The following is a 20,344-nucleotide window of genomic DNA, read 5'->3' on the forward strand; positions in this document are numbered from 1 at the left end:
GAGCATCCTAGGAAGGCACCGACTGCGGTCGGTGCCTTCCTTGCTTTAATGTCACATCAGGACCTTAATTCCTGCTGATTATCGGCCAGACGGTTCGACCATGTACAAAAAAGTATGACTCATCGCATACCGCCAGATCGAGGCGGCCTCTTTCAGTCAGCTATTGCTGGTCTGGTCACCACCATGGTGGGGTTCGTGGCTTCTTTCGCCGTCGTGCTGTCCGGACTGTTCCAAGTGGGGGCCTCCGTGGAACAAGCCGCCTCGGGATTGCTCATCCTGTCCGTCTGCGTCGGCTTGAGCACGATGGTGCTCTCGCTTCGATACCGTGTGCCGATCAGCATCGCCTAGTCCACCCCAGGTGCTGCGATGCTCGCTGCCTTGGCCCCAGGAGTTTTCGGGTTCAACCAGGCCGTGGGCGCATTCGTGGTCAGCGGAGCGTTGTTAGTGCTTTCCGGTTTGGTGCCGTCCTTGCATCGACTGCTAACCCGCATTCCGGTGCCAATCGCCCAAGGCATGCTTGCCGGCGTTTTGATACCCCTGTGCTTGAAGCCCTTTACCGCCGTTGCCACGATCCCGATGCCCGCCTTGGGAATCCTCCTGGTGTTCTTGCTCGGGCTCAGGATCGTTCCAAAATTTGCCGTCGCGCTGAGCATGCTTGCAGCGGTGGGTTTCGGCCTGTGGCACATTGGCCGCACAGCGACGTGGGACTCCCTGGAAGTGCTTCCGCAGCTGCATTGGGTCAGCCCCGAATTCTCGTGGCAGGCCATCGCTAGCATCAGCATTCCGTTGTTCGTCGTGACCATGGCCTCGCAGAACATTCCGGGAGTGGCCATGCTCGGTTCTTTCGGGTACACCGTGCCTTGGCGAGCCTCGATGCTGGTGACCGGTGCGGGTTCGGCAAGCGGTGCATTCTTCGGCGGACATGCGATTAATTTGGCTGCAATCACTGCGGTATTGGCCGCCGGCGAGCAGGCCGGTCCAGAACCCCGGCTGCGCTGGCGGGCCGCGGCAAGTTCCGGAGTGTTCTATTTGGTCTTTGGCGCCTTGAGCGCGCTGATCGTTTCAGTGGCCAGCGCCTCGCCCGAAGGGCTGTTCCAGGCGGCCGCCGGATTGGCCCTGCTGGCTACACTGGCGAATGCTCTGCTCGGCGCGATGTCCGATTCCACTTGGCGGCTGAGCGCCTTGGCGACCGTACTGGTGGCTGCCGGCAACCTTACGCTCTTCGGCATAGGCGGTGCTTTCTGGGCACTAGTGGCAGGGCTCTTAACGCACTTCATCGTCGAACGGAGCGTTCGACGATGAAGTGGCAGGACTGCGGTTGCCTAATTAGATGGCCGGTTCCCCGACCTGCCCTTCACGGGCGAGCGCGGTCAGGCGCGATACGGCTCGGAAGTATTTTTTCTGGTAGCCACCGGACATCATTTCCGGCGTGAAGAGTTCGCTGAAGGGCTTGCCGGAGGCAACAATTGGCACGTCTTTGTCGTACAGGCGGTCAGCGAGCACAACGAAACGCAGGGCGATGGCCTGGTCGGTGATGGTATCTACGTTGTGCAGAACCAGCACGTCAGTTTCGGAAAGCAATTGGCGGTAGCGCGATGGGTGGACCTTCGAGAGGTGCGCTACCAGTTCATCGAAATTATCAATGGCAAGGGTCTTGTCCTGGTAGCGATCCTGGGCGAACGACTCGATCTCCCCGTCGGCCAGGGGCACAGGAGCATCAGGCAGGCCACGGTGGCGGAAGTCTTCGCCTTCAACACGGTGCACGTCGAACTGCTCGGAGAGGGTCTTGATTTCACGCTGGAAATCCACTGCTGCGAAGCGCCCCTCGCCCAGTGCGCCCGGCAGGGTATTGGAGGTCGCGGCAAGCTTCACGCCGGCATCGGACAGCTCGCGCATCAGGCGGGACATCAGCACGGTATCTCCGGGATCATCCAGTTCGAACTCATCGATGCAAACCAGCGAATACTGGCTGAGCACTTCAACGGTCTGGCGGAAGGACAATGCGCCAACCAGATTGGTGTATTCAACGAAGGTGCCGAAAGCCTTGCGGCCCGGGGCCGCATGCCACAGGGAAGCCAGCAAGTGGGTCTTGCCCACACCGAATCCGCCATCGAGGTAGATGCCGTTCTTGGTTTCCTTCTTCTTGCCGAAAAGCTTGGACAAGAAAGAACCGGAGCTGTTCTTGCCTACGGTTTCAGCGAAAGCCTTGAGCTTATTGACCGCTTCGGTCTGCGATGGCTGGTTCGGATCCGGGCGATAGGTATTGAAGGACACTTCACCAAAGCGGTAGGACGGGTGGAAGCCGGCCAGCAGTTCTTCGATTGAAAGATTCGGCTTGGTCTCGCTCAGGTGGGTGATCGTCGCCATTGGCTGTGGGAGTCCTTCAGTTGATTGCTCAGAAATTAGTCAGGAAGCCGTGGCATTCCCATCGGCCAGTTTACCTTGAACGCGCCCAATAATTGCCTAAAATGTCGTAGCCCACACTGTGTTCACAATCGATCGGGACTAGGCTAGAAGTAACGCCCGTTGCCCGCTGGCTCCAGCGCGGCAGAAACAGACACCCGCAAGGATCGTGATTAGGAATGTCGTTGCCCGTCGAGTCCAACGAGAAGTATGCAGCCTACGCTCACCCAGAACGGCTCGTTTCCACCCAGTCGGTGGCCGAGAACCTCGGAGCTGAGAATCTGGTCGTATTGGAATCGGATGAAGACATCTTGCTTTATTCCACCGGCCACGTACCAGGGGCATTGAAGATTGACTGGCACACCGAACTGAACGATGAGGTCACCCGTGACTACGTCGATGGCGAGGGATTTGCGAAGCTGATGGCCGCCAAGGGCATCACCCGCGAGTCCACCGTGGTCATCTATGGCGACAAGTCCAACTGGTGGGCTGCCTACGCACTGTGGGTCTTCACGTTGTTCGGCCACGAAGATGTACGCCTGATGGATGGCGGACGCGACAAGTGGATCGCTGAAGGCCGCGAGCTGAGCACCGAGAAGCCAGCTGTAACCCCGACCGAGTACCCGGTGATCGAGCGCGTTGATTCGAAAATCCGCGCGTTCCTGCCAGAGGTCTTGAACCACCTGGGCAACCCGCTGATCGACGTGCGTTCGGCTGAGGAATACACCGGCGAACGCACCCACATGCCGAATTACCCTGAAGAGGGCGCCCTGCGCGGCGGGCACATCCCGACCGCCGCCTCGGTGCCATGGGCCAAGGCCGCTGCCGAGGACGGCACGTTCCGTTCGCGCGAAGAGCTGGAAGCCATTTACCTTGAGGGTGCCGGCCTGAAGCCAGGGGACGATGTGGTGGCTTACTGCCGCATTGGCGAGCGTTCGAGCCACACTTGGTTCGTGCTCAAGCACCTGCTGGGCTTCGAGACCGTGCGCAACTACGACGGTTCGTGGACCGAGTGGGGCAACGCCGTGGGCGTGCCGATCGTGCGCGGTGAAGCGGTGGGCGAGCTGCCAGCCAAGCGAGGAGCCCGCGCATGAGCCACGTCCCCAATGAACTGAACGAAATCGTCGAGGAATTCATCGAAGTTCCCGAGGCCGACCGCCTGGAACTGCTGCTGGAATACTCGCGCGAACTGCCTGAGCTGCCAGCACGCCTGGCCGATCATCCTGAGCTCTTCGAGCAGGTTGTCGAGTGCCAGTCGCCGCTGTTCCTGGTCGTTGAGGTCGGTGCCGAGGCTAACCACACGGTGAACCTGTTCTTCTCCGCTCCCCCGGAAGCGCCAACTACCCGCGGCTTCGCCTCGGTGCTGGCCGCCGGTTTGGATGGCGCCGATGCAGCGTCAATCCTGGCGGTGCCCGATGACATGCCGCAGCAGCTGGGGCTCACCCGTGCGCTCTCGCCGCTGCGCATGCGCGGCATGACTGCCATGCTCGGCCGCATCAAGCGCCAGATTTCAGAGCAGCTGGCCGCGTAGGTTCTCCTTGCAGCACAGCATTGCCAATTAATCGTAGCGAAGGATCTAAGAGCAGTGGGCAAGAAGAAGCAGTCCGCATCCACACCGGCTACCGCCGCGCTGGAAGCAGCCGGCATCAGCTATGTCGCGCATAGCTATGCGCATAGCGATTCAGCTGACAGCTACGGCGCTGAGGCAGCCGAGCAATTAGGCGTCAGCGGCGACCGGGTCTTCAAGACCTTGATGGTCTCCACCGGGGCCAATCCTGCCTTGGATCTGGCCGTGGCTGTGGTTCCGGTGGATTCGAAGCTGGATTTGAAAGCTATCGGCCTCGCACTGGGCAAGAAGAAAGCTCAGATGGCTGATAAGGCCGCGGCGCAGCGCCGCAGCGGTTATGTGCTCGGTGGCATATCCCCGTTCGGGCAGCGGCAGAAGACCGATACCGTCATAGATGCAAGTGCCCAGCAGTTTGACACGGTGTTTATTTCTGGCGGCCGGCGCGGTTTCAGCTTGGAGATCGCACCGCGGGATGCCGCTAAGGCGACCGGAGCCATCTGGGCCCAGATCGCTGTGCACTAGCAGCCATTGTGCAAAGGGCCATGCCCGCGAGAGACTATTGAACAGTTCCTCTTGCCGGGCATGGCCTTTTCTGTGCCCGCAGGCCAGCTGCGGGCATCGGCTGAGGAAGAGGCGGCCCGGACCCATGAAGCAGCGCATGAAATTGGTATTGCAGTATTTTGCCCGTTGCCCGAACTGGCAAGAGCTTGAAGAGCTTGTGCTGGCAATAATGGCCGAGCGCAATGATCTTGAATTGCGCACGCAGGCGATCGCCACCGCCGAGGAAGCGGTGGAGCACGAATTTCGCGGGTCCCCCACCTTGCTCGTCGATGGCAACGATCCCTTTGCAAGCCACGACGCGGAAATCGGATTCTATTGCCGGCTCTACGCTACGCCCAGCGGGCTTGCGGGAAGCCCGAGCATCGAGCAGCTGCGCCAGGCCTTGGCCCAAGCCTGAGCGGGGGTATCCCACTTTAGACCCAGGTTCAAAACCGTTTCGGGGTTAGCTTGCGCGCGCGGCTATGCGCTTGGTGAGGAAGCCGGTCATGGCTTTGGCGAATCCTTGCGGATCCACATTCGGTTCGCGGGTATGGCCTGCCTTGGCAAAGGTTTTCAGCGTCACCAGATCCGGGCGGAGGGCAGCTAGCTTCAGGCTCGGACCATTGGGGACGAACTCGTCATCCCGGCTATGCATGATCAGAGTCGGGAGCTTTAATTCCTCGGCGCGCTCCACCCAGTTCAACCGGCGAAGATTCACCGGTGCGGCCTGGCCGGTGACCCAGCGTCCGGCCTTGTTGGACAGCAGCCATTGGCCGAAGAGGCCGACAGATCGCGGGATCTTGTTGGCTCTGGCCTGGTGGGAGAGCACATCAACCCAATTGATCACCGGTCCGACCAGCATGAGTGAGTCAATATGGTGGGCCAGCTCGCTGCGATCTGCGGTTTGCAGGCCGATGGCACCTCCCATGGACCAGCCCAGCAAGATGATCTGCTTGGCTCCGTGGTTCAAGGCGAATTGGATTCCCGCTTCCACATCGTGCCATTCGGTGTCCCCCAGTCCGTAGCGGCCATCAGGGGCGCTGGGTGCCAGCCCATCATTGCGGTAGCTCATCAGCAAGGTCGTAGCACCAAGTTCGCTTAATGCTGGCAGGGCACGGATAGATTCATTGCGTCGAGCACCTCGGCCATGGACACCGATAACCCAGAGATCTTCGTTTGCAGAGCCACGCACCAGCCAGGCTGGGCCATCTCCACCGTCGAGGGGTACGACCACATCTTCTGCTTCAAAGCCCAGATCCGAGGGGTGTTCGTAGATTGCGCCGGAGAAATTCCCGCGGCGCACTCCTTCCAAGGTGCCGTGATAGATCTTCTCAATTTTGCGCGCAACCAGTCGGGGCTTGCCCGGGACGTCTTCGGGTGCCGACAGGCGCAGTGCGCAGGAATCGAATTCGGTGAGGAAGCTGCAGGGGCCCGGCTCGCTGGTTTCGTCGTCCTTGGTGAAATGCAGCCAGAGTTTTCCTTCGGAATCTGTACGGACTTCGCGAATGACGCTGTTGCCAGTGCGGCGTTCTTCCGGTGTGACCACGCGCCGGGCGAAGTAACCGGCGAGCGCTGAAACGCTGGCGGCCACCAGGGATCCAGCACCAAGCCCGAGCCCAACCCCAATCAGGGTTGCCGGCAGTGCTTTGCGTGGTTGCAAGGTATCTGTGATGTTCCGAGCCATGTTTTCATCTTTCCATGACCTGGCCCGGGAATCATCCAGCATGCTCGAACGTTTCATATTGCATGAGCAATGAATCAGTAAACCAACCAGTACAGCCAGCAGATAATGAGTCCGAGCGCAGTGATGTGCAGTGGCAGCAAATCTTGTCCGCAGAAGAATTCCACGTTTTGCGCCAGGCTGGGACCGAGCGTCCCTTCACCGGTGAATACTGGGATACGACGACCGAGGGCGTGTACGCCTGCCGTGCCTGCGGTGCAGAACTGTTTGCCAGCACCACGAAGTTCGACGCCGGGTGCGGCTGGCCTTCCTTCTTCGCGCCGCTGGCCGAGGATCGGGTGCGCTACATCAGCGATGTGTCCATGGGCATGAAACGTGTCGAGGTCCGTTGCGCCAGCTGCGATTCGCATATGGGCCATGTTTTCGAGGGCGAGGGTTTCAAGACCCCGACCGATCTGCGCTATTGCATGAATTCCCTAAGCCTGACTCTGCGTCCAGCTCAGGGCTAATGTCCTTGACGGTGGCAGGGCATGGATCACATTTAGAATAAGAGTTACTTGGGCATAGATGACTTAGCATCATATTTTCTGTTGTTTGGGCGTAGCGTTGAGAATAGGCAATTGAGCGCTCCCCAAACTTGAAAAGAAGGTGTACGAAATGACTCAGATTTCCTCCAAGCCGGCAACGGCCACCGATGCAGAAGTACTGCAGATCGCAAACTCCGAAGCTTGGCTGACCCTGAAGTCTGCCGCCACCGAATTCCAGGGCCTCCAGGCCCAGGACGGGTCCCTGGCCGAGAGCGGCACCGCAGCTCAGGCAGCCAAGCTCGTTGAGTCCATCGTCGATTCGATCCACACTCTGCGCGTGCACTTCGAACACGATGCACCATACCTGGAGCAGCTCGTTGGCGATCTTCGCAAGTGGGCAGACGCCGGTTTCGGAGTGCCCGACTTCCTCGACTCGCTGGTGCAGTTCCAGCCGCAGTCCCAGCGTGAAGATGGCCTGCTGCACTTGGTGCTCTTCCCGATGTACACCCAGAACGGTTCAACGAACCGCCACCTCGAAGCCGTACTGGTTCAGGTCATGTGGCCTGAGTTCATAGCCGAGCTGGAGAGCAATAGCTACACCAACGCTCTGTTCGTACCGCTGCGCTTCGTTGATTTCACCGAAGGCTACAACACGAACTCCGCGGTGCTCTTCCCAGAGTCCGTGGCTATCCGCGAAACCCCGTCCTTCACCTGGGGCGCCATCTTCCAGGACCGAGAAGCTGTCCGCTTCCGCAAGGTCCTGCAAGAAGCAGCGCGCATCACCAACCTCGAGTTGCCGGAAGATGCCGCTGAACTGCTCAAGGACCAGCACCTGACCGAAGAAACCTTCATCATGTGGGACCTGATCCACGACCGCACCCACATGCGCGGCGACCTGCCCTTCGACCCATTCATGATCAAGCAGCGCATGCCCTTCTTCCTGTACTCCCTCGAAGAGCTGCGTTGCGACCTGACGGCTTTCCGCGAATGCATGAAGATTGCCGCGAATCCCGACTCGGACCCGAAGAGCGCCAAGATGGCCAAGCTCGTGCAGTACGCAGTGATCTTCGACCGCATCTTCCGCTTCGCGATTACCGGGTCGCGTGTGCGCAACTACGACGGTCTGGGCGGCCAGCTGCTCTTCGCGTGGATGCACCAGCACCACGTGCTGCACTGGACCGACACCAAGCTGAGCATCGATTGGGACCAGGTACCCGAGGTAGTTGCAGCTTTGGGGGATGCAATTGACGAGCTGTACTGGAAGTCGATCGATCGCCCGAAGCTGGCCCACTGGATTGCAGCCTATGAACTGGTCTCGGCGACCGTCACTCCGAACCCGGCGTCAGTCTGGGCCAAGGGTCCGGATGCACTTCCGCTGACCGCGCCTTTGCGCGAGATTACCGATCAGGTCATGGATGACGAGTTTCCGCTGTCGATGTTCTATGAAGCATTGAACAAGAAGATGAGGTCCGTCATCGAATCGACCAAGGGCATGACCGGCATAACGAAAATCTAGCCTTTCCTCTAGGCTAGAAAATGTGAGCAAAGAAAGAATCTCCGTGAAAGAGACATCCAAACTAGTGCTCATTGCCGGTGCTACTTCCGCCTCCGGCATCGCCAGCGCCAACGCGTTGGTCGATGCCGGAGCGCGTGTGCTTGCAGTGGGAAGCAACCAACAACGGCTCGACGAGCGCCTGGCATTCGCGCACGGGCGCTACGAATGCGACCTCGGAGACTTCGAAGCGGTCAAGCATTTGGCGCTACAGGTCCATGAAGAGCATGGACGCGTCGATGCGCTGATCCACCTGGTCGGGGGCTGGCGTGGTGGCAAGTCCATCACCGGCCAAAGCGACGAGGACTGGGACTTCCTTCATCACAGCGTGCTGAGCACCCTGCGCAACACCACCCGGGCGTTCGTTGACGATCTGGTGGCTTCGGATGCCGGCCGCTTGGCGATCGTCAGTGCCGAAGCTGTACTGAACCCCACGCCTTCCAACGCCAACTACGGTGCGGTCAAGGCTGCTGCCGAGCATTGGGTCAACGCGATCGCGCGCCTGTTCACCAAGCAGGCGGAGCAGGCTGCGGCCATTAGCTGGGTCGTGAAGGCATTGAGCGACAAGTCCCCGGAAGAAGCTCCTGCAGGACACACCCCGGTTCAATACCTCGCCGAGGCCGCGACAGCCCTGCTTGAAAAGCCGGCCGTCGAGCTCAATGGAACCCGTCTCTTGCTTCCCAAGGCCTAACTAGCTGTGCGGGTCTCCCGTCGGAGACCACCTTGGCTTTGCCCACAACTTCATCCCTTGAACGACTAAGGATCATTACAGATGACTTCTCCCCACGACATTTCGGTTCGCGGTTTCGCTTCGGATAACTACTCGGGTGTGCACCCGCGTGTCATGGATGCGATCGCCCGCGCCAACGGCGGCCATCAGATCGCCTACGGTGAAGACCACTACACCGAGGAACTGGGCAATGTCGCCCGCAACGTGTTCGGCCCGGAAGCCCAGATCTTCCCGGTCTTCAATGGCACCGGCGCCAATGTCACCGCATTGCAGTCCTTGCTTCCACGCTGGGGTGCGGTCATCTGCGCCTCGTCAGCACATATCAATGTGGATGAAAACGGCGCCCCGGAGCGCGTGGGCGGCTTCAAGCTGCTTCAGGTCGACACCCCCGATGGCAAGCTCACCCCGGAACTGATCGACAAGGAAGCCTGGGGCTGGGGCGATGAGCACCGCGCCCAGCCGCTGGCCGTATCGATCACCCAGGCCACCGAGCTGGGCACGATCTACACTCCCGAGGAAATCAAGGCCATCACCGATCATGCTCACAAGCTGGGCATGAACGTGCATCTGGATGGTTCGCGCCTCTCCAACGCCGCAGCATCCTTGAACGTGCCGCTGCGTGCGCTGACCACCGATGCCGGCGTGGATATCGTCTCCTTGGGCGGAACGAAGAACGGCATCCTGCTCGGCGAAGGCATCCTGACCCTGCGCAGCGAGCTGGCAGCTGACCTGAAGTACCTGCGCAAGATGAACATGCAGCTCAGCTCGAAGATGCGTTTCATCTCAGCCCAGCTCATCGAGCTCTACGGCACGGAGCTGTGGCGCGAACTTGCTAGCCACTCCAACGCGATGGCCGCCAAGCTCTCGCAGGCAGTAGGCGACATCGAGGGCGTGGAGCTGGTCTACCCAACCCAGGCCAATGGCGTTTTCGCCCAGTTGCCTACCGAAATCAGCGATCAGCTGCGTGAGCATTTCCGCTTCTACGATTGGGATCGTGCCGCTGGCCAGGTGCGTTGGATGTGCTCCTTCGACACCACTGAAGAAGACGTCGAGGCATTCATTTCCAAGCTGCGCGAGTTGTGCGGGGCCTACGCCACCGCTTAGCACCCCTCCCCAGTCGGCGCGCCGTACCCATGCTCGGGTACGGCGCGTTTAGACTCAAATTGTGACCAATGATCGCCCTGCTTCCGTCATCCCCGAGGCCTTTGTCAAAGCCCTCGAAGAGTTGTCGCATGCCCAGGTGCGCAAAGAACTGAAGTTCACCGAAATCCCCGCCCCTGGCCGATTGGCGCCGTTCGCGCTGGCGCTCAGCGGCGATGTCATGGATGTGGTTGCCCCCGGACATGGTCCCGAAGGCCAGGAAATTGGCCGCACCCCCTTCCTGCAACCAGCCGAGCAGCTGGCCACCGGTCGCTTCATCCTCCTTTTCGACCCTGAGGGCCAAGAACTATGGAACGGCCAATTTCGCATCGTCACCTATATCCGAGCCCGCTTGGACCACGAGATGGGACAGGATTCGATGCTGGCTTCGGTTGCTTGGTCATGGCTGGAAGAAGCACTTCGGGAACGCGATGCCTCCTACCATTCCGCTGGTGGTACCGCGACCCGCGTAATTTCTGAATCTTTTGGGAATCTTGCCGGCGAGCAGGACCACATCGACATTGAACTGCGTGCTTCGTGGTCCCCTGACTCTGATCACCTGGGTACCCACCTGAGTGCTTGGGCCGATATGGTGTGCACTTTTGCCGGCCTGCCCCCGCTGCCTGAAGGTGTGCAGCAGCTTCCCCATCGGCGCATGAGCTAGCGACCATCCATGCGGCGGAGCCAAATAGTCCTAGAATGGAAGCACCATGCCGAATTCTGACTCTTCCGCTCCTGCATCATCCACCACGGCCCCTGAGGCTGACCAACCGGTCCTCACGCCACTCACGGAGCCACGTGATGGCATCCCAGAAGTCATCGACACGGCACCAGCCTTGCGTCGAGCAGTCCGCGCCTTGGAAGCTGGCACCGGCGACTTGGCAGTGGACACCGAACGAGCCAGCGGATTCCGCTACGGCCAGCGCGCCTTCCTCCTGCAGATCCGCCGAGAAGGATCCGGAACTTGGCTGGTTGATCCAGAAACCCTCGATGATCTGAGCCCACTGCGGACTTTCGTTAACGCACAGCCATGGATTTTGCATGCAGCCACCCAGGATTTGCCTTGCCTCCATGAATTGGGCATGTCCCCCACCGCGCTGTTCGATACCGAACTGGCCGGCCGCCTGGCCGGCTTCCCACGCGTCTCCCTAGGCACCATGGTGGGTGAATTGCTCGGCCTCCAGCTGGCGAAGGAGCATTCGGCGGTGGATTGGTCCACTCGCCCATTACCAGAGTCATGGTTGAACTATGCAGCACTGGATGTCGAAGTCCTTGAAGAGCTGCGCCAGGCCATCACCGCAACCCTTGAGGAGCAGGGCAAGCTTGAATTCGCCATCCAAGAATTCGAGCATGAACGAAACCTGCCAGATCCAGTGCCGGCCGATACCCCATGGCGCAAGCTGTCGGGCATCCATAAGCTCAAGAGCCGCCGCAATCTTGCGATAGCTCGCGAGCTGTGGCTTTCACGCGAATCCTTGGCCCGCTCCCGCGACGTTGCACCAGGGCGCTTGATCCCGGACCGCGCCATCATGGCAGCGGTTGAAAAGCGCGCCACTTCCGTGCCAGCACTTTTGCAGATACCAGGCTTCCACACGCGCAACGCCAAACGCGACGCCGCACGCTGGGTCGATGCGATCCAACGCGGCCAAAGCACCAAGGACCTGCCAGACTTGCGCGCTTCAAAGACCGGCCTGCCACACCCACGCGCCTGGGCCGAAAAGAACCCGGCCGCGGCGAACCGCTTGGAAGCTGCGAAGCTGGTTATCAATGAAGTCAGCGAGCACTGGAATATTCCTGGCGAGAATCTACTGACCCCCAAGTATCTGCGTGAGCTTTGCTGGAACGCGCCAACGCGCATCAGCGAAACCAGCGTGCGCGAGAAACTGCAGACACTGGGTGCCCGAGCATGGCAGCGGGACCTGATTTCGGCAAAGCTGGCAGAGGCGCTAAAGCAGAGCTAAACCGGTTTTTTCGAGGAATTCATCCACACTTCTTGGATATTCGAGGTGCAGCACTTGCACTTCAAGTTACTACTGAGTAACGTATGTTTCAGGTCACAGTGATGATGGCCACTGCCTTGCTCTAGCGGGCAGCATGAAACTATCCCAAGGAGCCCGACGGTGAGTGCCAACGCTTCGACCGCGCGCAACAACGCGCATCCCTCGCTCGACGACCGCGATATCGTCTTCATCGACGGGGTACGCACCCCATTCGGCAAAGCCGGCGAGAAAGGCATCTACCACGGAACTCGCGCCGATGACCTGGCGGTCAAGGCCGTACGCGGCCTGCTGGAGCGCAATCCGGAAGTACCCGCCGAGAAGATCGATGAGATCTCCATTGCCGCAACCACCCAGTCCGGAGACCAAGGCCTGACCCTGGGCCGCACCGTCGGCCTGCTCTCCGGCATCCCGAAGTCCGTACCCGGCTTCGCCATCGACCGCATGTGCGCTGGCGCGATGACCGCAGTCACCGCCACCGCCGGCGGCATCGCCTTCGGCGCCTACGACGTAGTGATCGCCGGCGGCGTGGAGCATATGGGCAACCACCCAATGGGTGCCGGTGCCGACCCGAACCCACGCTTCCTCTCCGAGCGCATCGTGGACCCGCAGGCGCTGAACATGGGCAACACCGCAGAGAACCTGCACGACCGCTTCCCGCAGATCACCAAAGAACGCGCTGACCGCTACGCAGTTTCCTCTCAGGCCAAGCTCGCCAAGGCCTACGAGAACCAGCAGATCCAGGCTGACCTGATCCCAGTGGCAGCCAAGCGGCCGGGCGATGGCTGGGCGGTCAACACCGTTGACGAGCCGCCACGGCCAGAGACCAGCATGGAGTCATTGGCGCAACTGCGCACCCCATTCCGCGCCCACGGGCACGTGACCGCCGGCAACGCGGCAGGCTTGAATGACGGCGCCACCGCCGCCCTGCTTGCCAGTGGTGCTGCGGTGCGCGAGCTGGGGCTGGCGCCGAAGATGCGCATGGTCTCCTTCGCCTTCGCCGGCGTAGAGCCAGATGTCATGGGCTACGGCCCGGTCCCGGCCACCGAAAAGGCACTGGCCAAGGCAGGCTTGGGCATCGAAGACATCGGCCTGTTCGAAATCAACGAAGCCTTCGCCGTCCAGGTGCTCTCATTCCTGGACTACTACGGCATCGACCAGGATGACCCACGCGTGAACCGCTACGGCGGAGCCATCGCCGTCGGACACCCACTGGCTTCCTCGGGCGTGCGCCTGATGTCCCAGTTGGCCCGCCAGTTCTCCGAAGACCACTCGGTGCGCTATGGCATCACCACCATGTGCATCGGCTTGGGCATGGGCGGCACCATTATCTGGGAAAACCCAAACCACGCGGACTTCGGCAGCAAGGCGTAAGGAAGAAACAATGACTGCATACAACGAAAACTTCAAAGTCGTCGCCGAACTGATGCACGACGAGACCGTCACCCATTCCTTCGTCAAGGATGTGGCTTTGCCAAGCGGCAAGACGCTGGCGTTGCTGACCTTGGATAACGGCCTGGACCACAAGAAGCCAACTACCTTGGGGCCTAACAGCCTGTTGGAACTGCGCGCCGCTTTGGAAGTGCAGGCCGAACGCGCCAAGAAGGACGAAATCGATGCCTTGGCCATCACCGGAAAGCCATATTTCCTCATCGCCGGCGCCGACCTGTCGGCCGTTACCCGCCTGAGCGCACCAAGCGAAGCAACCGCCATGGCTTCTCTGGGTCACTACACCTACGAGCTGCTCGCTGATTTGGGTGTTCCTACCTTCGCCTTCATCAACGGCCTAGCACTTGGCGGCGGCCTGGAAATCGCACTGGCCTGCAACTACCGCACGGTGAGCACCACCGCCGGCGCCTTGGGCTTGCCAGAAGGTTTCCTCGGCCTGATTCCTGGGTGGGCTGGCGTCTATCGCCTGCCGCGCCTGGTCGGCCCGGAAAACGCGATGAAGGTCATGATCGAGAACCCGCTGAGCAACAACCGCACCCTCTCGGGTCCGGCGGCTGCCAAGATGGGCGTGGCCGACGCATTGTTCGAATCTGCTGACTTCATCGAGCGTTCCATCGGCTTTGCTGACGGCGTCATCTCCGGCACCACTGAAGTCAAGCGTCCTAATGCCGTAGACCCAACCGATCCGGAAGTTGCCCGCCGCTGGCTGGAAGCAGCCGATGCAGCCGAGCAATTCGTGGATGCCAAGCTCTCCGGTGCCGCTCCGGCGCCATACAAGGTGATCGAAGTCTTCCGCAAGGCCATGACCATCTCGCAGCAGGAATCTGCTGTGCTTGAGGTTGAAGCGCTGACCGGGCTGATGAGCACCCCGCAGTTCCGGAACACCGTCTACGCGTTCTTGGATCTGGTCCAGAAGCGTGGCAAGCGCCCGGCCGGTGCGCCGGATCCGAAGCTGGCCCGCCCAGTGACCAAGGTGGGCGTTGTCGGCGCAGGACTGATGGCTGGCCAGCTGGCATTGCTCTTTGTCCGCCGGTTGAACGTGCCGGTAGTCATTACCGATTTGGACCAGTCGCGCGTGGACAAGGGCCTTGCCTACATCCACGGCGAAATCGATAAGCTGCACGCCAAAGGCCGGATGAGCCAGGATGCGGTGAACCGCACCAAGGCGCTGGTCACCGGTTCGGTCACCAAGGAAGCTTTCGCGGATGCCGACTTCGTCATTGAAGCCGTCTTCGAAGAGCTGAATGTCAAGAAGCAGGTCTTCGCCGAGGTTGAAGCCGTGGTCTCCCCCGAGTGCGTCCTGGCCACCAACACCTCCTCGCTTTCGGTGACCGAAATGGGCCGCGACTTGAAGCATCCAGAACGCTTGGTTGGCTTCCACTTCTTCAACCCGGTAGCAGTGATGCCACTGCTGGAAATTGCTGCCACGCAATGGACCAACGATTCTTCCTTGTCCACCGCATTCGTGCTGGGCAAGAAGCTGAAGAAAACCACGGTGAAGACCAAGGACGCTGCTGCGTTCGTCGTCAATCGTGTGCTGCTTCGCCTGATGAGTGAAGTCCAGGCAGCATTCGATGAGGGAACCGACCCGAAGACTGCTGATGCGGCACTGACCCCAATGGGGCTTCCAATGAGCCCGCTGACCCTTTTGGCCATGGTGGGCCTACCGGTGGCACAGCACGTCAACGAATCCTTGAACGCCGCCTTCGGCGAACGTTTCACGGTCTCAGCCAACTTGCAGAAGCTGATCGACGCAAAGATCACCACCCTGTGGGTCAAGGATGAAGCTGGAAACCAGGTGCTGAACCCTGAAGCCGAGAAGCTGATGACTTTCGGTAATCAGCCTTCAACCCAGGAACAGATCTTGACTCGCGTTCAAGATGCGCTGGCCCAGGAAATTGGCCTCTTGCTGGATGAAGGCGTCGTAGCTGAAGCAGCCGACGTTGATCTGTGCATGATCACCGGTGCCGGCTGGCCGATGCATCTAGGCGGCATCACCCCGTACCTGGATCAGGTCGGAGCCTCCGAACGTGTCAACGGCAAGAAGTTCAACGGCTGATACAACCAAGCCGTCTCGGGTTGCGATGTTCCTCCCTGAGCATTGCAACTAAATAAGGCGCTGGGATTGCTTACCTCACAAGGAAAGTCGGTCCCAGCGCCTTGCTTTATGCACTGGCCACGTGCAAAGTTTCCGTTCATCAGGCCAGTTATCCTGCACTAGTTTTAAAGCACGTACCCCGCATCGCTGTCATGGCGGTGCGGGGTACGTGTCTTCTAGGAGGAAGCTAGGCCGGGTTCAGGCATCAAATGATGTCTTCTCCATTGCGTCGAGCTTCGATCCATTCCTGGATGAATCCCTTGCTGATGAAATACAGCACACCTAGCACGATCACTGGCCATATCAAGAGGTACAGGCTCAAGAAGAAAGTCGTCATTATTTACCTCCTAGGTTCTTTGCATTGGTGGTTACGCCGCCAGCAACAAGTGGGAGATCTTCGGTGTCGAAGTCGCCGGTACGTGATGCGATGACGTCAAAGTCGAAGTCCATCTTGGACCTGAATGACATGAAGTAGCAGACCATCGTACTCACCGCGTAAGCGACCAGCGAGGCGCTGAGCGTGGTGTAATCGCGCAGGAACCCGAAGACGAATGGGGCACTAGCCAGCATGGCGATGACACCGACAATTTTGGCAACGCGCAGGCCGAAGAATCCGAAGCACATCAGGGCCAAGACCACGCCGATGCCGATGACGGAGAGCAGCTCGACAAGGAAACCGGTGACCCCATTCATTGGGATCAGTTCGAAGCGCACTGGGATGAAAATCGCCAATGCCACCAAGACCGAAACGGTGAAGGCCTTGTTGGTGACCTTCTTCCAGTAGAAGCTGGCCAAGACGGGGAAGACCAATGCGCCCCACAGTGCACCCACGAAGACCAACAGGTCCAGGATATTCAGCTGCATGCTTGCGAAGGCGACAGCCAACGCGGTAGCAACCACCATGGTGATGCGACCAATCAACAGCATCTTCTTCGGATCGGCCTTTTCCTTGCCGGCAACGTTCTGTCCGTAAACATCGGCCATCATGATCGAGGACAGTGCAGACAAGTCCGAGTCGGCCGTCGAGGACAGCGCGCCAATGATCATGATGAAGAACAACGCCAGGAGAATGCCCGGCAAGTAGCTTGCAGCCATCTCAGGGATGAGGTTGTTCATGTCCCCTCCACTTGGTTCGAAACCGAGGTAGAGGGCGAGCACACCGAGCATGCCGACACCGATCACCATTGCGCCATAGCCGATGGTTGCGGTGATGAAGGTCGGCTTGATCAGGTCCTCACGGACTGCAAAGAGCCGCTGGGCAATGGTCTGGTTGCCGATGGCATACGCCAGAACTGCAGCAATGTACGGTGCACCCTGGCCCAAGAAAGCTTCAGACGAGAAGAAGTTCGACTGCTGCGGGGTCAGGTTGTTCGCGCCAGTTTCGAAGGCTGCTGGGAATCCGGCAGCGAAGAAGATCACTGGAACGATGATTGCTACCGCTCCGAGCATGGCGACAACCTGAACGAAGTCGGTGAGCACCGAAGCGCGGAAGCCGGACCATAGAGTGTAGAGCAATACGCCACCGGCCACGGCCAGGACGCCCTGGATGAAGTTGAATGGTGAAAGCATCGAGATCAAGACGCCGCCGGCGATGAAGTTGGACATCAGAGAGATGACTGAGCCAACGATGTTCGATCCGGCAAGCATCAGCTGGCTGGAGCGGCCGTGACGGACGTGCATGACTTCGGCGAGGGTGTGCGCCCTTGGCGCGACTTTGCGGATTCGCTTGCCGAATGGGTAGATGAACAGAATCATCAACGCACCCCATAATCCGTAGTGGATCGGGCCGGAGATTCCGTAAGTGTACCCGGAGGTAGCTGAGGCGTACATCGAAGAAGCCCAGATCCAGGTGGCGGTCATGCTGGCAGCAGAAATGCCGAAACCAATTTTGTTTCCGGCGGTCATGTAGCCGTCGGCATTTTCGTTTTTCTTCCCGATCCTGGTGGAGATCAGGAAGGTTCCTCCGTAGAAGAGCACTAGTAATAAGACTACAGTTAGGGCGCTGAACTGCATTATTTCGTTATTCATGCGCCACCTCCCTCTGATAGACGGTGATGAGATACGCGCCGGGCACTAGATGCTCAACCGGCGATTTATCCTGCACGTCGTCTTGCGAGATGTCATCGCAAGGGGTGTTTTACAGCTGACGCGCGCAAGCCCCTGGGCCCATGAATCACTTCCCTACACTCAAGTTTCGTTCGTTTCTCATTCGTATCGTTCATCCCTAGCAATGGGAGCGCCTGTTTCTGAGTCCAGCTCAGAGCTTGGCAATTTCGGTTTCACAACGTGAATCCAGACCCGGGATATTGCCTGCATCAAATTGCGGCATTCCAGGTGTGCGAGCGTTGCGCTTCGGGCCATTCAAGCGGAGCATTCGTCCTGGCGAATGACGCCTGTTTCCATAGGAAGCCTGCTACCTGGAACTCAACACGCGAATACGGCGTGGAGTAACTCAGACGGCGTTTTGACGCCGAACAGGTGAGCAGTTAATGACATTCCGAAAACAGATAATCCAACTAACTACATTCAAATATTAGCATGAATGCAAAGATATTCGAATCAGTTCTTTCAAATCCCCTTTCTCCGCTAGCTCGGAGCCAACGAACTGACGGGGCAGAGTTCAATAATTCGAGTGAATATGGCAGTCCAATACCACTGCTTCCCAACTGGTAATTGTGCATGCACTTAGTGGGAGCAGAGAACAAATATTTCTCTGAATTCTGGAGTTTTTGGATGTTTAGGATGACGTTGCGGCAGCGTTGAGTCACGTACCGGGCGAACCTAGAGTCCGGCTTGCCTGCCTCCGCCTGCGCCGTCCGCTGGAGTCCGTTGGCAGATCCGCCCACGGAATAAGCGGCCACCGGCGCAATTACCTACTGCATAAATATGCATTGCGTCCGATAGCCAAGGAGTTAACGGCAAATGAACATCAGGAGAATGCCAGTCCCTCTCCCTCAAACCGATAGCTCCACCGGCACAGCGTCGACTTAGCGATGGAACAGAGATCTCTGCCAGAATGGGATTATGACTGACATTGCCCGACCAGCTCGTCGCACGTTCATGTGCGCTTCGGCAGCACTTGGTTCTGCCGCTCTTCTCACCGCTTGCGGTGATGGACATTCCGAAGCAGATGTCCCTGATGCGTTTCCTATTCCCGAGCCGAGCGGCGAGGGGCAGACCCTGATGAAGGCCAAGGACCTTCCTGCGGGTTCGCGCGCACTGGCCCCGGCCAAAGACCCGTCTGGAGAAGATGTAGGCGTACTGCTCTTCCGCAAGGACGAAGAAACGGTATTGGCCTACTCGAACATCTGCACCCATCAGGGCTGCGCGGTCTCCCCGAAGTCAAGCAAAGACGATTTCTACTGCGCCTGCCACGGCTCGCGTTTCGCGCCAGCTGACGGCACGGTCACGAACGGGCCGGCTATCGCAGCTCTGCCACGCTATGCCGCTGCGATTGAGGGCGAGGATATCGTCGCGTACATCACCGCCAGCCAGTAGCTTCCAACAGCTGCCCAAACACAAGAGGCTGAACCCCATTTGGGGTTCAGCCTCTTGTGTTTCCCGGTGACTTGCCTAGAACAAGGCAACCTTGTCCGGGGCCGGGAAGATCTCATCAAGCTGCGTTAGCTCCTGGGCAGTTGGCACCCAGCGCACGGCGGTAGCGTTGTCGCGGATCTGCTCAGGACGAGTTGCACCGGCGATCACGGAGCTCACTGGCGACTGCTCGGCCAGCCATGAGAATGCCAATTGGATCGGCGTCAGGTCTCGCTGGGCAGCGAAATCGGCGAATTGATCCAATTGCCCGAAATCGCTGCTCTGCACCAGATGCTGGCGTGCATGAGTCAGCCGGCTTCCTTCAGGCGCGTACCCCTTGGAGTATTTTCCGGTGAGCAGTCCGTTGGCCAACGGGAAGTAAGGGAGCACGCCCAGCGAAAATTCCCGAGCCGCGGGGAGGACTTCGAGTTCAGCACGTCGATCGAGCAGGTTGTAGTGATTCTGTGCAGAGATGAAGCGCTCGGTGCCCAGCTCCCGCGCAACATACTCGGCCTGCGCAATCTGCCAGCCGGAACGGTTCGAATGCCCGATGTAGCGGACCTTGCCACTGGCCACCAGCTCGTCCAAGGCCCGCAAGGTTTCTTCGATGGGAGTGTTCGCATCCGGGGTATGGAACTGGTAGAGGTCGATGTAGTCAGTTCCTAAGCGCTCCAGCGACGCCTCAACGGCTTTGACGATATAGCGGCGTGATCCTCGTGCATTGAAATCCGGCCCATTAACGCCGCGCATGTCCATCCCGAACTTAGTGGCCAAGACGATGTCCTCACGAGCACGTCCCAGCGCCTTGCCCAGACGGATTTCAGAGAGCCCTGGCTCCTTGCCATACATATCTGCAACATCGAAGAGCGTAATACCTGCGTCAAGTGCCGCGTGGATTACCGCATCGGTCCCCTCCTGGGATTCGGTGGCTGTACCGGCACGGCCAAGATTGTTGCAGCCCAGCCCCACGACGGAAACACTCAAGCCACTGCGGCCTAACTGGCGAAATTCCATGGACACCTCATCTGTTGCTTTGATCTTCCGCTTCACTGAGCGACGTTATACCCATAGGCTATCTGGTAGGTAGATGTGCTGAAGATTTCACAGCACAATTCACTGCATTGCA

At 59.3% G+C, this 20,344-nt stretch carries 18 protein-coding genes and 1 pseudogene; 14 read left to right on the forward strand and 5 right to left on the reverse strand.

Going from position 1 to position 20,344, the window contains the following annotated elements; all coding sequences use genetic code 11:
* Positions 1–114 precede the first annotated feature (114 nt).
* Positions 115–1,302: pseudogene (locus AARI_RS10760) on the forward strand (benzoate/H(+) symporter BenE family transporter).
* Positions 1,303–1,326: 24 nt separating this feature from the next.
* Here AARI_RS10760 and zapE read toward each other — a convergent pair.
* A complete protein-coding gene (gene zapE / locus AARI_RS10765) occupies positions 1,327–2,367 on the reverse strand; it encodes a cell division protein ZapE (RefSeq protein WP_013349316.1) in 1,041 nt (346 codons plus the stop codon).
* Between the two features lie 215 nt (positions 2,368–2,582).
* Here zapE and AARI_RS10770 point away from each other — a divergent pair, with 215 nt between their 5' ends.
* From AARI_RS10770 to AARI_RS10785, 4 genes are all read left to right on the forward strand, one after another.
* Positions 2,583–3,497 (forward strand): sulfurtransferase, encoded by a 915-nt coding sequence (locus AARI_RS10770; protein WP_013349317.1) that lies wholly within the window; start codon positions 2,583–2,585, stop codon positions 3,495–3,497.
* Complete coding sequence (locus tag AARI_RS10775; protein WP_013349318.1) at positions 3,494–3,934, forward strand: SufE family protein; 441 nt, start codon at positions 3,494–3,496, stop codon at positions 3,932–3,934. The genes AARI_RS10770 and AARI_RS10775 overlap by 4 nt, the downstream gene beginning before the upstream one ends.
* A gap of 54 nt (positions 3,935–3,988) precedes the next feature.
* Complete coding sequence (gene ybaK / locus AARI_RS10780; protein WP_013349319.1) at positions 3,989–4,492, forward strand: Cys-tRNA(Pro) deacylase; 504 nt, start codon at positions 3,989–3,991, stop codon at positions 4,490–4,492.
* A 136-nt stretch (positions 4,493–4,628) separates the two neighbouring features.
* Complete coding sequence (locus AARI_RS10785; RefSeq protein ID WP_041649826.1) at positions 4,629–4,928, forward strand: hypothetical protein; 300 nt, start codon at positions 4,629–4,631, stop codon at positions 4,926–4,928.
* Positions 4,929–4,973: 45 nt separating this feature from the next.
* On the opposite strand, the gene AARI_RS10790 is transcribed toward AARI_RS10785, so the two are convergent.
* Entirely contained in the window at positions 4,974–6,194 is a 1,221-nt protein-coding gene (locus tag AARI_RS10790) for an alpha/beta hydrolase family protein (protein ID WP_013349321.1), read from the reverse strand.
* A 62-nt stretch (positions 6,195–6,256) separates the two neighbouring features.
* Here AARI_RS10790 and msrB point away from each other — a divergent pair, with 62 nt between their 5' ends.
* The 8 genes from msrB (at position 6,257) to AARI_RS10830 (ending at position 15,645) form a co-directional block, all read left to right on the forward strand.
* Complete coding sequence (gene msrB, locus AARI_RS10795; protein ID WP_013349322.1) at positions 6,257–6,700, forward strand: peptide-methionine (R)-S-oxide reductase MsrB; 444 nt, start codon at positions 6,257–6,259, stop codon at positions 6,698–6,700.
* A 148-nt stretch (positions 6,701–6,848) separates the two neighbouring features.
* A complete protein-coding gene (locus AARI_RS10800; protein ID WP_013349323.1) occupies positions 6,849–8,234 on the forward strand; it encodes a DUF6421 family protein in 1,386 nt (461 codons plus the stop codon).
* A 43-nt stretch (positions 8,235–8,277) separates the two neighbouring features.
* Positions 8,278–8,961: an SDR family NAD(P)-dependent oxidoreductase gene (locus AARI_RS10805; protein ID WP_013349324.1), complete on the forward strand. Its 684-nt coding sequence runs from the start codon at positions 8,278–8,280 to the stop codon at positions 8,959–8,961.
* Between the two features lie 81 nt (positions 8,962–9,042).
* Positions 9,043–10,104, forward strand: coding sequence for a threonine aldolase family protein (locus AARI_RS10810; protein ID WP_013349325.1), 1,062 nt, complete (start codon positions 9,043–9,045; stop codon positions 10,102–10,104).
* Positions 10,105–10,165: 61 nt separating this feature from the next.
* On the forward strand, positions 10,166–10,804 hold the full coding sequence (locus AARI_RS10815) for a DUF3000 domain-containing protein (protein WP_013349326.1): 639 nt from the start codon (positions 10,166–10,168) through the stop codon (positions 10,802–10,804).
* Between the two features lie 46 nt (positions 10,805–10,850).
* Entirely contained in the window at positions 10,851–12,101 is a 1,251-nt protein-coding gene (locus tag AARI_RS10820; RefSeq protein WP_013349327.1) for an HRDC domain-containing protein, read from the forward strand.
* Between the two features lie 159 nt (positions 12,102–12,260).
* Positions 12,261–13,511 carry a thiolase family protein gene (locus AARI_RS10825; RefSeq protein WP_013349328.1) on the forward strand — a complete coding sequence of 417 codons (1,251 nt, stop codon included), beginning with the start codon at positions 12,261–12,263 and terminating at the stop codon, positions 13,509–13,511.
* Between the two features lie 10 nt (positions 13,512–13,521).
* A complete protein-coding gene (locus tag AARI_RS10830; protein WP_013349329.1) occupies positions 13,522–15,645 on the forward strand; it encodes a 3-hydroxyacyl-CoA dehydrogenase NAD-binding domain-containing protein in 2,124 nt (707 codons plus the stop codon).
* A gap of 244 nt (positions 15,646–15,889) precedes the next feature.
* On the opposite strand, the gene AARI_RS20085 is transcribed toward AARI_RS10830, so the two are convergent.
* Together AARI_RS20085 and AARI_RS10840 are read right to left on the reverse strand one after the other, a co-directional pair.
* Positions 15,890–16,021: a putative transporter small subunit gene (locus AARI_RS20085; RefSeq protein WP_013349330.1), complete on the reverse strand. Its 132-nt coding sequence runs from the start codon at positions 16,019–16,021 to the stop codon at positions 15,890–15,892.
* Entirely contained in the window at positions 16,021–17,712 is a 1,692-nt protein-coding gene (locus AARI_RS10840; RefSeq protein ID WP_013349331.1) for a sodium:solute symporter family protein, read from the reverse strand. Before AARI_RS10840 ends, AARI_RS20085 begins: the two co-directional genes overlap by 1 nt.
* A 996-nt stretch (positions 17,713–18,708) precedes the next feature.
* Here AARI_RS10840 and AARI_RS10845 point away from each other — a divergent pair.
* Positions 18,709–19,182 carry a Rieske (2Fe-2S) protein gene (locus tag AARI_RS10845; RefSeq protein WP_013349332.1) on the forward strand — a complete coding sequence of 158 codons (474 nt, stop codon included), beginning with the start codon at positions 18,709–18,711 and terminating at the stop codon, positions 19,180–19,182.
* Between the two features lie 75 nt (positions 19,183–19,257).
* Here the strand turns inward: AARI_RS10845 and AARI_RS10850 are convergent, their stop codons facing one another.
* Positions 19,258–20,232 (reverse strand): aldo/keto reductase, encoded by a 975-nt coding sequence (locus AARI_RS10850; protein WP_041648833.1) that lies wholly within the window; start codon positions 20,230–20,232, stop codon positions 19,258–19,260.
* Positions 20,233–20,344: the final 112 nt, after the last annotated feature.

The sequence above is a fragment of the Glutamicibacter arilaitensis Re117 genome, assembly GCF_000197735.1.
In the GTDB taxonomy this organism is placed as follows: Bacteria; Actinomycetota; Actinomycetes; order Actinomycetales; family Micrococcaceae; genus Glutamicibacter; species Glutamicibacter arilaitensis.